General features: G+C 59.7%; 11 protein-coding genes. 6 read left to right on the forward strand and 5 right to left on the reverse strand.

The window, feature by feature from the left end:
- Positions 1-198: 198 nt before the first annotated feature.
- The 3 genes from WKI89_RS15895 to nikB all read right to left on the reverse strand — a co-directional run bounded on the left by WKI89_RS15895 (position 199) and on the right by nikB (position 3,641).
- Positions 199-1,716 carry an ABC transporter substrate-binding protein gene (locus WKI89_RS15895; protein ID WP_337871265.1) on the reverse strand — a complete coding sequence of 506 codons (1,518 nt, stop codon included), beginning with the start codon at positions 1,714-1,716 and terminating at the stop codon, positions 199-201.
- Between the two features lie 46 nt (positions 1,717-1,762).
- Entirely contained in the window at positions 1,763-2,623 is an 861-nt protein-coding gene (locus tag WKI89_RS15900) for an ABC transporter permease (protein WP_337871267.1), read from the reverse strand.
- Positions 2,624-2,690: 67 nt separating this feature from the next.
- Positions 2,691-3,641: a nickel ABC transporter permease gene (gene nikB, locus WKI89_RS15905; RefSeq protein WP_337871269.1), complete on the reverse strand. Its 951-nt coding sequence runs from the start codon at positions 3,639-3,641 to the stop codon at positions 2,691-2,693.
- 108 nt (positions 3,642-3,749) lie between these two features.
- Here nikB and WKI89_RS15910 point away from each other — a divergent pair, with 108 nt between their 5' ends.
- The 3 genes from WKI89_RS15910 (at position 3,750) to WKI89_RS15920 (ending at position 5,198) form a co-directional block, all read left to right on the forward strand.
- The gene (locus tag WKI89_RS15910) at positions 3,750-4,331 is read left to right on the forward strand and encodes a peptidoglycan-binding protein (protein ID WP_337871271.1); all 582 of its coding nucleotides are present in this window, start codon (positions 3,750-3,752) and stop codon (positions 4,329-4,331) included.
- A gap of 111 nt (positions 4,332-4,442) precedes the next feature.
- Complete coding sequence (locus tag WKI89_RS15915) at positions 4,443-4,772, forward strand: hypothetical protein (RefSeq protein WP_337871273.1); 330 nt, start codon at positions 4,443-4,445, stop codon at positions 4,770-4,772.
- Between the two features lie 3 nt (positions 4,773-4,775).
- Complete coding sequence (locus WKI89_RS15920) at positions 4,776-5,198, forward strand: DUF6636 domain-containing protein (protein ID WP_337871274.1); 423 nt, start codon at positions 4,776-4,778, stop codon at positions 5,196-5,198.
- Between the two features lie 389 nt (positions 5,199-5,587).
- Here the strand turns inward: WKI89_RS15920 and WKI89_RS15925 are convergent, their stop codons facing one another.
- Entirely contained in the window at positions 5,588-7,567 is a 1,980-nt protein-coding gene (locus WKI89_RS15925; protein WP_337871276.1) for a fasciclin domain-containing protein, read from the reverse strand.
- 235 nt (positions 7,568-7,802) lie between these two features.
- On the opposite strand from WKI89_RS15925, the gene WKI89_RS15930 reads away from it, so the two are divergent.
- The 3 genes from WKI89_RS15930 (at position 7,803) to WKI89_RS15940 (ending at position 12,962) form a co-directional block, all read left to right on the forward strand.
- Positions 7,803-10,877, forward strand: a complete 3,075-nt coding sequence (locus tag WKI89_RS15930) for a hypothetical protein (RefSeq protein WP_337871278.1) — start codon at positions 7,803-7,805, stop codon at positions 10,875-10,877.
- A gap of 459 nt (positions 10,878-11,336) precedes the next feature.
- Complete coding sequence (locus tag WKI89_RS15935; protein ID WP_337871280.1) at positions 11,337-11,981, forward strand: DUF4397 domain-containing protein; 645 nt, start codon at positions 11,337-11,339, stop codon at positions 11,979-11,981.
- Positions 11,982-12,071: 90 nt separating this feature from the next.
- On the forward strand, positions 12,072-12,962 hold the full coding sequence (locus WKI89_RS15940) for a hypothetical protein (RefSeq protein WP_337871281.1): 891 nt from the start codon (positions 12,072-12,074) through the stop codon (positions 12,960-12,962).
- 124 nt (positions 12,963-13,086) lie between these two features.
- Here WKI89_RS15940 and WKI89_RS15945 read toward each other — a convergent pair.
- Positions 13,087-13,223, reverse strand: a 137-nt coding sequence (locus WKI89_RS15945; RefSeq protein ID WP_337871287.1) for a tyrosine-type recombinase/integrase, incomplete at its 5' end; no start/stop codon positions are given.

Genomic DNA, 13,223 nt, shown 5'->3' on the forward strand with positions numbered 1-13,223 from the left:
ATTTGCGAAACCATTGGTGACGGTTGCGAGGAAGCAAACCAAAGGTCCGCATAGACCAGTTGCTTTACGCGACAGCACAAGGTAGTTAGGCTCGAGTCCACCTCAAGCAGAGCCAGCCAAAGCCGAGCCTCTCCGCCCCAACTGAGAAGGCGGCCCGCACTAGATGCGAACCGCCCTGTTGTAAGGTTTGCTTCAGGCCTACTGCAGCCAGGTGTAGCGGAAGGCCAGGTAGCTGGTGTTGGGAAAGTGCAAGAAGCCCTGTACGCGGCGGTTCATGGCCTCGTACTGGGCGGAGTGGAACAGGAAGGCCATGGGGCTATCCTGCAGAACCAGCTCCTGCACCTGGGTGTAGATGCGCTGGCGTTCGCTCTGGCTCGAGACCCGCCGCCCCTGCTCCAGGAGCTGGGTGACCCGGTCGTTTTTGTACTTGGAGAGGTTCAGCGCCGAGGAGGGGTGGAAGGTGTTGAAGAGGTAGTCGTCGGGGTCGGCCTGGCCCGAGGTGCCCAGCAGGGTCACGTCGAACTCGCTCCGGAGGGCCTTGGGCAGGTACACGTTCCAGTCCTCGGCCTGGATGTTCACCCGGATGCCCACCTCGGCCAGGTTGTCGCGGATCACGTCGGCGGGGGTGCGCAGGAAGTCGTAGGTGGAGGTGACGTAGAGGTTCATGGTGAAGCCGTTGGACAGGCCAGCTTCGGCCAGAAGCTGCTTGGCTTTGGCTACATCGCGGGTGTTGTAGGGGCTGTTGGTGTAAGCATAGGCCCCCGAGGGGATGGTGGTGCCCCGGGCCACAATGCCGCCGGTGCCGAAGAGGGCCAGATCCACAATGGCTTTTTTATCAATGGCGTAGGCGATGGCCTGGCGTACCTTGGGGTTGTTGTAGGGCTCACGGGTGGTGTTGAAGTAGAGCGCCCGGAAGTTGGCCGAGGGCCCGCCCACCACCACCAGGTTGCGGTCGGCTTTGAGCGGCCGTACATCGGCGGCGGTAACGTACTCGATCCAGTCCACGGCCCCGGCCCGGAGCGCGGTGGAGCGGGCGGCGGGGTCGGGGTAGTAGGTGTAGGTGATGCCGTCCAGGTAGGGCAGGGGGCGGCCCTGGTTGTCTTTTTGCCAGTACTTATCCCACTTGCGCACCACCAGGCGGGTCTGGGGGATGTACTCCACAAAGCGGAAAGGCCCGGTACCAATCACGGCCTTGTTGAGGTCGTTGTTGTTTTCCCTGGTCACCTTCTCCGAAACAATCACGTTGGTGCTGAAGGCCAGCTTGGCCAGCAGGGGAGAGAAGGGCTGGGAGAGGGTGATGACCACGGTATTGTCGTTGGGGGCCATTATCGAGCGTACCACGGCGAAGTCGTTGGCGCGGGGGCTCTTGGTGGCCGGGTCTTTGATGCGGTTGATGGAGAAGGCCACGTCGGAGGCCTTGAGAGGGTCGCCGTTGTGGAAGGTTACGCCCGGACGCAGGCGGAAGGTCCAGGTCAGGCCGTCCGCCGAGACACTCCAGGACTGGGCCAGCCCCGGCACAATGCGGCCTTTGCTGTCGAGCATGACCAGGGTGTCGTAGATGTTTTCCAGCACGTTGCGGCTGGCGGTGGCGTTGGTGGTGTGGGGGTCGAGCCCGACCGGGTCAGTTTGCATTCCGGCACGTAGAATGCCCCCCGACTTTTGCGCCAGCGATACCGCGGCTAGAACCAGAACCAACAGAACCATCAGTTTCTTCATCACGCCTCCTTGTGTAACTAAAGATTTTACCGACAGATGATAATTTTTACCGTTGCCGCAGGCGAGGATCGAGCGCATCGCGCAGACCATCGCCCAGCAGGTTGAAGCCCAGCACCATTAGCACGATGGCGCACCCCGGCACCAGCGAGCCCCAGGGCGAAAGCGAGAGGAAGGCCCGGCCCTCCGAGACCATCGAACCCAGGGCAGGGAAGGGGGGTTGAATACCCAGACCCAGAAACGATAAGGCGGCTTCGGCTAGTACAGCATAGGCGAAGCGCAAGGTGACTTCAACAATTAGCGGAGCGGCGGCATTGGGCAGGATGGTGCGGAAAATCATCCGCCCATCTGATGCGCCCATAGCCCGTCCGGCCTCCACGTAGAGCTCTTCGCGTACGGTTAGAACGGCGGCCCGGGCCACCCGGATAAAGGGCCCCACAAACACCACCGAGATGGCCAAGACCAAGTTGATGAAGCCGCCCCCTAAAAAAGCCAGAAAGGCGATGGCCAGCAAGATGGCTGGGTAGGCGATCAGGATATCGGCCAGGCGGGAGATGGTCAGGTCGAACCAGCCCCTGAAGTAGCCGGCCAGCAGGCCCAGGGTGCCCCCCACCAGCAACCCCGCCAGCACCGAGACCGCCGCCACCGAGAGTGAAAAGCGCGCGCCGTAGAGCACCCTCGAGAGCAGGTCGCGCCCGTACTGGTCGGTGCCCAGCCAGTGCTCGGGGGAGGGGCCGCTGAGGCGGTTGGGGGGGTCGAACTTGAGGGGATCCCAGGGGGCTAGGATGGGGGCCAGGAGCGCGCCCAGCAGCACCACCAGGGTGATGAGGCCGCCGATGACGGCAGAGCGGTTGCGGAGCAGGGCCCGGATGACCAGGGCTAGATGGGAGTTGGGGGAAGCAGTAGTCATAGGGAAAAGAGGCGGATCGAGCGCCCGGTTTTAGCGCTCCTGGGGGGTGTGATAAGCCCCGAGTGGGTTACTCATACCGAATCCTAGGGTCTATAAGCGAGTAGAGCAAGTCCACCAAAAGGTTGACCAGCACCGCTGCGGTGGCCACAAACAGCACCGTGCCCTGCACCACCGGGTAGTCGCGCAGGTTGATGCCCTCGAGGGCAAAGCGCCCTACGCCGGGCAGGCTGAAAACCTGCTCGATGATCACCGCTCCGCCCAGCAATGAGCCGAACTGGATGCCAATTACGGTGATCACCGGAATCAAGGCGTTGCGCAGGGCATGGCGGAAGATCACCACCCGCTCGGCCAGCCCCTTGGCCCGCGCGGTGCGGATGTAGTCGCGCGAGAGCACCTCGAGCATCGAGCTTCGCAGAATTCGCGTCACCGCCCCTGCCAGAATCAGGCCCAGCGAGAGGGCCGGCAGTAGCATATGCCGGAGGTTTTCCAGGGGGTTTTCGGCCAGGGGCACAAACCCGGCGGGGGGCAGCCAGCCCAGGGCCAGCGCAAAGAGCAGGATCAGCAACAAAGCCAGAAAGAACCCCGGCACCGAGAGGCCCAGAATGGCAAAGAGTGAGGCGAAATAATCCACAAACCCACCCCGCCGGATGGCCGCCAGCACCCCCAGTGGTACGGCAATCAGGAGGGCGGTAAGGAGGCCCATCAGGGTGAGCTGGAGGGTGACCGGAAAGCGCAGGGCCAGATCCTGGGCCACCTCGCGCCCGGTGCGCAGGCTGCTGCCAAAATCGCCCTGGAGCACGGCCCCCAACCACTGCCCAAACTGCACGTGCAGCGGCAGGTCGAGCCCAAACAGGCGGCGCAGCTCGGCCATGCGCTCGGGGCTGACGTTGGCCTCGAGGCCCACCAGGCTGGTGACCACATCCCCCGGCACGGCCCGCATGAGCAAGAAGGTGATGATGGCCACACCCAGCAAGGTGGGGATGGCGGCAAGCAGACGATTCACGACGTAGCCGACCATAACGAGTAGCCAGAGTATATCGCTTTGCAGGGTTTTGCGCCCCAGACCAGAGCAAATAACCCTGGCCCGTGTCCTGGGTTTGCTATTTTTTAGTCAGAAAGGACATCCATGCGAAACCATCTCACCCTGCTTTTCGTCGCCCTCTGCTTTTTGCTAGGCTGGCAGGCCCAGGCCCAGGCCAGCTTCTACAGCCGCCCCATCAGCCTCGAGCGCACCCGCCTGCAAGGCGAAGACGTGTACAGCGTGCAGAGCTTTTTGCTCAATGCCGGCTATCCCGAAGTGGGCGAACTCGACCGCATCTACGGGCCCCGCACCTGGCAGGCGGTGATCAACTTCCAGGAGATCGAAGGGGTGCAAGGCGACTCCAAAGGCACGGTGGGGCCTAACACCTGGGTGGCCATGTTCTACAGCGGAAGCCTCAAAGCCCCCCTGTTCTCACGCCCTTTGCAACTGCAAAACCCCCGCCTGCAAGGGGCCCCGGTGCGCAGCCTGCAACAGCGCTTGCTCGAGCTCGGCTACCGTGAGGTGGGCCCGGCCGACAGCATTTTTGGCCCCAAGACCCAGGCTGCAGTGGTGGCCTTTCAGCGCCGTCTCCAGAGCGCAGGCGGGATCAAGGTACGTACCGATGGGGTGGTAGACAGCATCACCTGGGCCAACCTGTTTAGCGATTTTGCACCCGAAAAAAGGTAAAACATGGTTCGCTGGTTACTGCTTATTTGGCTAGGTAGCGTAGCCTGGGCAATGGGCTGGTCAACATACTGTAACGAGCGCTTCGGCTTTTGCATACAGCGCCCTGCTTTTATGGCTCCCCAACCACCACCCCAAAACGGGGATGGGCAGGAGTTTCGTTTAGGGTCTGCCCGGCTCATTGCATTTGGTTCGAACCAGGTGCTGTCGCTAGCAGAAACCTATAGGCTGGCCCAGAAAGACCTGCGAGTAACCTACAGGGTTCTCAGGCCCGAATTCTTTGTGGTCTCGGGCTACAAGAAAGGGTCTATGGTTGTATACCACTACACCAAAGCCACGGGGGGTGCTTATATCAGTGTGTATCTGGAGTATCCGGTTTCCCAAAAGAAAACCTACGACCCCTTGATCAAACCCATCGTGGACTCGCTCAAACTCCGGAGGTAGCTCATGAAGAACGCTATACTGTGGTTTTGCCTCTTGTTTTTGGCCTTCTCCCAAGCCCAGGGCTACGAAGAGCTGGGTGGCTTCAAAACCCCCTCGGGCAATATTCACTGCTTTGCTTTTGTAGACCGGGTGGCGGGTGAGGCCATTTTGCGTTGCGACCTCCTGCAAAACCAGGCTCGGATACCGGCCAAACCCAAAGACTGCGAACTCGACTGGGGCAACGCCTTTGGCCTAGGCGAGCGGGGCAAAGCCCAGCGGCTTTGTGTGGGCGATACCGTGGCCGACCCGCGGCTGCCCGTGCTGGCCTATGGCAAGGTCTGGAGCGAAGGGGGCTTTCGTTGTGATGTGACCCAGGCTCGGTTGCGCTGTACCAACCGGGACAAGCGGGGATTTGAGTTGTCTCGAGCTACCCAAAAGCTGTTTTGATGCCTCCTGAATTGCTTTGACTATACCTGCTGTATTTTGCCCTCGAGGCCTGGAAGCTTTGTGTACGAACCCGTCGCGATGTGACCGTATTTTTCGGTAGCGGAGTGGGCTGGCAGCTGTCCTGAAAGCGTAACAATTCTGCCTAAAGCGGTCTTCTGAAAGAATGACACAATTCCATCATGAGCAGTGCTTTTCCGAGCTTTTTTTGCCTCTGGGAAACTCGAAACCCAAGCACCCGTGAGCTGCGGGCCCACGCTTGGGTGCGCAACATGCGTCTTGGCCTAGACGCATTCTCGTTTTCGAGCAGCGGCAAAAATAGTGAAGACCCCGATAGACGGGTTGAAAAAATATAAAAGGGCCACCCGAAAGCGGCCCTTTGTGGCTCAATCCTAGTGCGTTGGAGGAATCAGCACGGCATCAATAATGTGGATAACACCGTTGGAGGCGGGAATATCGGCGGTGGTGATGCGTACGGTGTTGTTGAGGAAGATTTGTCCGTTGCGAATGCTCACCTGAATGCTGGGGCCAAGCAGGCTATGGATGGCGCTATGGTCACGCAGCATTGCGCTGGTGATGCGCCCGCTAACCACATGATAGAGCAGCACATTCCGCAGCGCATTGCCCGTGGGCAGGCTGCTCAGACGAGCAAAAGCGGCATTGGTAGGAGCAAACACGGTGAAGGGGCCAGCACCCGAGAGTGCCGAGACCAAGTTGGCGCTCTGGAGTGCCGAGACCAGGGTGCTAAAGTCCGGATTGCTACTGGCGATCTCCACAATGGAGGGTAGGGGCGGAATCAGCACGGTGTCAATGATGTGCACAATGCCGTTGGAAGCGGGGATGTCGGCAGTAGTGACCCGTACCACGCCGTTCAGGATTACGTCGCTACCCCGGCGCTCGACCCGAATTTTGCGGCCTTGCAAGGTGGTTACTTCGCCTGCTTGTAGTAGTTGCGCCGCTGTAAAGCGCCCACTGGCCACATGGTAGAGCAGCACCTCCCGCAACGCATCTCCACTGGGCAGGGCCGACAGTTTGGCGAAGGCAGCATTGGTGGGTGCAAATACGGTGAAGGGGCCTGCACCTTGCAGGGCACTCACCAGATTGGCCGACTGCAAAGCGCTCACCAGGGTGGAGAAATTGGAGTTACCCGTAGCGATTTCGACAATCGAAGGCAGGGGTAGCAGCACCGTATCTACCACATGGATGATGCCATTGGCCGCCTGTATATCTTTGATAATTACCATCACGTTGTCGTTCAGAATTAGGCTATTGCTGGGGCCAGCACGTACCCGCACTTTTTGCCCTTGAAGGGTAGTCACCTCACCTGCTTGCAGCAGTTGGGTGGCGCTCAGCTTGCCTTGTGCGACATGATAGAGCAGCACGTTGCGCAGGGCGTCTCCGGCGGGAACGCTCGAGAGTTTGGCAAAAGCATCGTTGGTAGGGGCAAACACGGTGAAGGGGCCATCGCCCTGTAGGGCACCGACCAGATCGGCAGCTTGTAAAGCGCCTACCAGGGTGGAGAAGTTGGGGTTGCTGGTTGCAATTTGCACGATGGAAGGCAGTTGGGGTGGGGTGGGGGTGATGGTCTGCCGTTCGTTGATGAGGGTAGCGGTGAAGCCTGCTTCACCCTTCTTTTCAATGGCGGCGGCGGTGAAGATATTGCCTGCTGCAACCTCCAACTCGCCCGTGTCAATCGCCACCGTGCGGGTGCCTGCCAGGGTAATGCGTACCTGGAGTTTGCCGGGGCGAATGCGCAGGTAAGGGGTGGAGTTTTTGAAGGTCAGGCTCTGCACAACCGGCTCGAGCCGTTCCAGCGGTACACCAGGGCGTGAGACATAGATATCCACTGCTGGGGCGCTGGGAGCAGCGTGCAGCAAGCGTACTTTGGCTGCACCACGGGCTGCAAAGCGGGTGTCGAGCAGGCGTAAGGCTTCGATATTAGCTACCTTGTTCAGGGCAAAGAGGCTGTAGCGTAGGTCGGCCTCGAAGGGCAGGGTGGCGTTGATGACGGTGGTGGAGGTATTGACGACATTGACCTTGAGGTTGCGCTGGCCTGCCGGGAGGCTCACTGGGCCGACGAACTTGGGGTACTCCAAACCCAGGATGGCCCGCTGGTCGTCCACCAGAATGTCAACGGCAGGTGCGTCGGGGGAGAAGTGCACCACCCGTACCCGGCTGTTGCCGGAATTGCCGCTCTGGGCACTGAGTTCTTCGGTGAAGGCTACTTCTTCGTCGGGGGCCTCTGCAGCGGTCATCATTACCTCGCGTACCGCTGGGTTTTGCATGGGGTCGCGCGGCCCGGCCTCCTGGGTGCCGCAGGCCGCTAGCCCCAAGGTGAGGGCCAACAAAGCCAGTTTGAACGTGTGCTTCATGCCTACCTCCTTTGCTGGGTGTGCCTCGAGAAACTGGATGAACTGTCCCACAGGCCTGGATGATCTGTGGGCTTGAATGACACTATTGAGTTAAAGTGGTTGTGAGATGGTCTCGAGTTTGCCTCATTTTGTCACGGGTTGGCCGGAAAGACCCACCGGTTATGCCTACGCCACGCCTAGCGAAATACTCATCTCAGACACAGTTCCTGTCTACTAGACTGCCTCGAGGATCACCGTGTCTCGTGAAGTCCTGAAATCGCACATATGGAGCTTGCTGGCCCCGGTGGCCTCGAGGCGTAGCAGCGTGGCGGTGGGCTGGTGGGGCGAGGTGGGGATTGGTAAGTCCCATCTTGCCAAGGAGGTTTTGCGAGGGCTTTCCTGCCGGATATTGAGCGTACAGGCCGACATTGCCTTCTCCAGGCTGCTCGAGCTGCTGGGCAAGCCCGGGTTGCCTACCCCACAGACTCCCCAACAACAGGCCCAAACCCTGAGCAGGGTGCTATGGGAAAATGCGCCGCTGGTGCTGCACCTAGAAGATTTTCAGGAGCTTTTGCCCGAACGGCTGGAACTATGGAACCGACTGGCGGCCCATTTGCAGGAAGGGCGGGGAGTGGGTTTGCTGACCACGGGCCGTAGGGTTGCTCTGCCCAACATCCAGGCCCAGCGGCTCCAGCCGCTCAGCGAGGACGAACAGCGGCAGGTTCTGAGCGAGGTGGCAGGGTCGGCTTTGCCAGAGGCGGCGGTGGCTTGGCTGCTCGAGCGGGCTCGGGGCAACCCGCTTTTTGCCCTCGAGTATTTTCGCTGGCTTTCCCGCCAGGGAGCCCTCTGGAACGATGGACAGCAATGGCGTTGGCGGGTGCCGGGCGAAGAGGGAGTGCCGCCCAGCCTCGAGGGCCTGGTCAGTCAGGTCTTGCGGCAGCCCCTCTCCATTCCCCAGCAGCAAGAAGTATTGGCCGCCCGAGCGTTGCTCCCAGCAAGCGTCGAAACAAAGCTTTGGGCCGAAGTGGCAGGGCTCGAGTATGGGCAGCTAGAAGTTGTTCGCAGCGAGCTCGAGGCCCAATCTGTGTTGCGCGGCTCCGATTTTAGCCATCCACTGTTCACTCAGGTGGTTCAAAACAGCGTACCGATCTCGCAAAAGCGGGTGCTGGCAGCTCGAGCGGCTCCTCGCTTGTTGAACGCCGAATCGCCGGAGGCCATTCTGCTGGGCGCGTTGCTGGTCTCGCTGGCCGACTATTCCCCTAACCAAGCCTTTGAACAACTGAGCCTTGCAGCAAAACGTCTGCAGCGTTTGGACAGGTGGGTGGAAGCCGCACAGGTCTTGGCTAAAGCGACCGAAAATGCCACAGGCCTCGAGCGGGGAAGAGTGGCTCTACAGGCCGCCGAAGGGTTGCGCCAGTCGGATCTGGCCGAAGCCCTGCGCCTGGCCAGAATCGCCTATCAAGACAACCCCGGCCCCGAAACCTTGTTGCTTCTGGCTGAACTTTTAGTACTTAATGGTCAGCCTGGGGCCGCCGAAAACGCGGTGGCCCGCCTCAGCCAGCGCGAACTCGAGACCCAGTGGATTCCCCGTCTGATCGGGTTGCGGGTGCAACAAACCGCGTTTGCCGAAGCCTTGGAGCTATGGAAGAACCACCCCCAAATTCACACCACAGCACCCGCCCTAACCCGCCGCGATGTGGCTTGGGCGATGATGCAGTTTGGCGAACTGGAAAATGCCCAGGCCCTCTTGCAAGCAGCCCTGGACAGTGAGTTGTCGGGACGGGAACGGGCCTTGCTGTTGGGGGCACAAGCCTATCTGGAAATTCTCAAAGGCCGCCCGATGATTGCCGTGCAGTCGGCTTCTGGTGCAATTTCGCTGCTGGGTAGCGATACCCCGCGCGACCTGGCCCGTGCGTATGAGTTTCGTGCGATGGCCCGCGAACACCTGGGGCGCTTTGCCGAAGCTGCCGCCGACAGCGAACAAGCCCTGCGTTTACGCGGTCAACTAGGTGATCACTGGGGCGTGGCCCAGGCCCAGATTAGCTTGGCGACGGTCTTGATCGAGCTTGCCCAGTATGAACGAGCTGAGGAACTCCTGATGGGAAGTCAGAGCCTCTATGCCCGCGCCGAAGCCAGGGAACCGCTCATCGTTTGCCACTGCCAACTGGCCTACCTCTATCTGGAATGGCCCGCTTCCCACAGCGCTACCTTGGCCCTCAAGCACGCCCAGACTGCTGTGCAACTGGCTCAGGAGGGAGCCAGTCCAGTCAATCTCAATCTGGCTCTAGCGCACTTGGCCTGGGCCGAGGCCCGCTTTGGCGATCCCCGGCAAGCCCTGCACTATGCCCAGCAAGCCACCCAGGTTGCCTTTGATATGGGACAACCCGAGAGTGTGGCCCTCGAGACCTTTGCCCGTGCTGTGGCACTGGAAACCCTGGGCCAAAAGGACAGTGCCCTGGAAGCCTACACCCAAGCCGTGCAGATGCTAATGCAGAGTGGGGTTGCCAACGCCGAACGCTTCGCCCTCGAGATAGATCGCCTACAGGGCGATGAGGCCAGTGCAACACGGCGCCTGGGACGTTTTGTGCAGCAGGGCCATGTGCATGCGGCTTGCCTGGCCCGGCGCTATTTTTCCCTGCCCGAAGAGCTCCAGGAGACCCCCACAGCTCTAGAGTTGCGGGTGTTGGGGCCAGTGCGGGTACTCAAAGAGGGTCAACCAGTGCGGCTGCACAGCAGCCAGAGCCGGGCTTTCCTGGCCCACCTCCTCGAAGCCCGCCTGACCCGGCGCGAGGAAGTATCGGACCTCGAGTTGTTCGATCGCTTCTGGCCCCACCTGTCCGAGAACAAGGCCAAAGTGGCGGCCAAGCAACTGGTTTATCGCTTGCGGGCGGTGCTGGGCCCTGGTGCTGTCATCCGCACCCCCAGGGGCTATGCATTGGGCGAGATGGCCTCCGATGCCGAGCAATTTCTACAAACGCAGAATCCCGACCTGTGGCGTGGGCCGTACCTCGAGGATATACAAGACCTTACCGATCTCGAGGAAACCCCTGATGCTCCTGGTTCGGATATGCCGGCCATGCTCTATCATGCCTTGCAACTCAAGGCCCAAACCCTTCTCGACAACGATCCCAAGGCCGCGCTGCGCCTGGGCCGTATCCTGATGCAAGCCGATCCCTACAACCGTTCAGCGGTACTGCTCACCTGCCGGGCCTTGCACAAACTGGGCAACCGGCGCGACCTCGCCAAGGTCTACGCCCAGGCCAAGGAGCGCTTGCTGGAAGTGGGGGAGCATCTACCCGATCACTGGCAAGGGCTATTGAAGAGCAGTTGATGGACACCAAAGGATTGCGGTAAGTAAACGGTTCAGAACGCAAGATGCGATCTCATACCGTTTCCGCTTGAATCCTTCACCGTTGGACGGAGTCAGAGGTGAAGGATTCAAGCCGACCGAAGGGAGTAGAAAAGCATTTCGGTAGTATCGTTTAGGCTTGCCGAAGTGAACGATACTGCCGAAATGCGTATCATACCAACTCTGCGCGTGAGTGACGTATAAAGCGTTCCTTCTACGCCACGCGATGACGGGGTTTTTATGCCTGATGTTGTGTCTTTTGCGCGGTTTTGCATAACTGCAGGTTCTAAGGTAAGCGACTCGCCTGGAGGCGCATCCGAGGATCTCTTCCATTGCTTTTGCTGTAGCTATGAGCAGAATCGGTATCAAAGAAAGGAATCGTATGCTCGGCCTATAATGAAATCGTCCGCCCAATTTACCATGCCCTAAAGCGAGGTGTATATGCAAAAGCTAGTCTGGGGCGTGCTCTTTGGAATATTTACAGCATCGGCGCTGGCAGCTAATGTGCGGGTGTCACACCTGGCTCCGTTGGCCCCATCGGTAGATGTTTATTTGAACGGCCAGCTCAAGTTCCGCAATGTCCCCTTTCGCGGTGTGACCGAGTACCTGGCGGTTCCCAAAGGTATCTATGATGTGCAGGTGTTCCGGGCCGGAACCAACACCCAACCCATTATCAGTGCTCCCAACGTGAACCTGGGCGATGGCAGCTACACCATTACCGCGGCTGGGCGGGGGGATGATAAGAGCTACTTCCCAGTCGTTTTTTCCGACCAGATGGTTGCCAGCCCCAACCAGGCCACTGTGCGCCTGATCAATGCCTCGCCCGATCTGCGCAGCATTGACCTGAGTGTGCAAAACACTGAACTGGTGCAAAATGTGGCCTATAAATCGGCCTCGAGCTACCTGCGCTTTGGCCCCGGCCAGTACAACCTCGAGGTGCGCCTCTCGGGTTTCCAGACCCCGATGATTAACATTCGCAACTTGCGTCTCGAGCCCGGCAAAATATACACCCTCTTCGTGGTGGGGCTCTTGGAGGACAACACCCTCAACTACATCCTTGCCGAAGACCAGCCCAGGCAAAATTGAAGCTGCCCAAAGCCACAAGCGACAAGTTTTTTGCAATTTTTGGGTCGCTCGTTGTAAGCGCTGCACAGTATCTGCGTATACTTTCAACAGATGAACATCCCCAAATACTGGGCCAAAGCCGAACAGACCATTGCCATAGGCCGACAAACCTTTCACTTCGTAGCTTGGAAGGGATCGGATGAGTCCCTACAAGATGCCCAGCGCCAAGCCCAGGTTGCTCTAGCAGATCGCATTGCCCGCAAAGAGCGCGGCGAAAAACTGGGCCAATACCCCAAAGATGGTGCACCTCTTCGCGAAGAGGTGCTCGAGCAGATCTTCAATCCAAGCGGCGAGCGCATCGCGGTCATCACCCGCAACGCTGCAGGCTGTTTGGTGCTGAACACGGCCCGGGTGATGTTCGTGGATTTGGATTTTGCCAACCAGTACCCGACCCTGCGTGCAGCGGCAAAATCGTTTTGGGAGGCTGTGGGTGGAATGTTTCGTCGCCCCACCAAGGCCGTCAAAACCCAGACGCCGCAAGACCAATTGTTGGAGCAAGTGCGAAACTGGCATTCCCAACACCCCGACTGGGCCATGCGGGTATACCGCACCCGAGCTGGATTGCGCTTATTGGTGGCCCACGATGTGTTCGACCCCACTTCTGCCCTGGTGCAACAAGCCATGAGAGAACTTGGGGCCGATATGCGCTACATGCGTCTGTGCCAAGCCCAGTCCTGCTTTCGTGCGCGCCTGACCCCCAAGCCCTGGCGGCTCAAAGGGGGCCGGATGGAGCGCCCCCCCGTGCGCTTTCCCTGGGCCAGTGCTCAGGAAGAAGCTCTCCAGCGTCAGTGGGAGCGAACCTACCAGGGCCGAATTGGTAATTTCGCAGTCTGCACGCTGCTGGCTAATCTGGGCCATAGCCCCGTCCACCCCGACGCCGAACAAATCCTGCTTTTGCACGACCAGTACACCCTCTCCCAGAGCGACAAACCCCTGGCCTAGCCTTTCCCCAATTTGTACAGACCCAAATTGAAGAAGGTTAAAAAAGCCGTCAGCCCGGCTTTCGGTGTGAGCAGGAATGGAGCTTTAGGACTATATCCCAGTTCAGGTATCCAGCGGACTCTGTTCAGGTATCCAGCGGACTCCTGACTCCACGCCCACCCTGGTTGAGCACGTGGGTATAAATCATGGTGGTCTTTACGTCCTTGTGCCCGAGCAACTCCTGCACGGTGCGGATGTCGTAACCATTCTCCAGCAGATGGG

It is taken from the genome of Meiothermus sp. (assembly GCF_037443965.1).
Taxonomy (GTDB): Bacteria; Deinococcota; Deinococci; order Deinococcales; family Thermaceae; genus Meiothermus.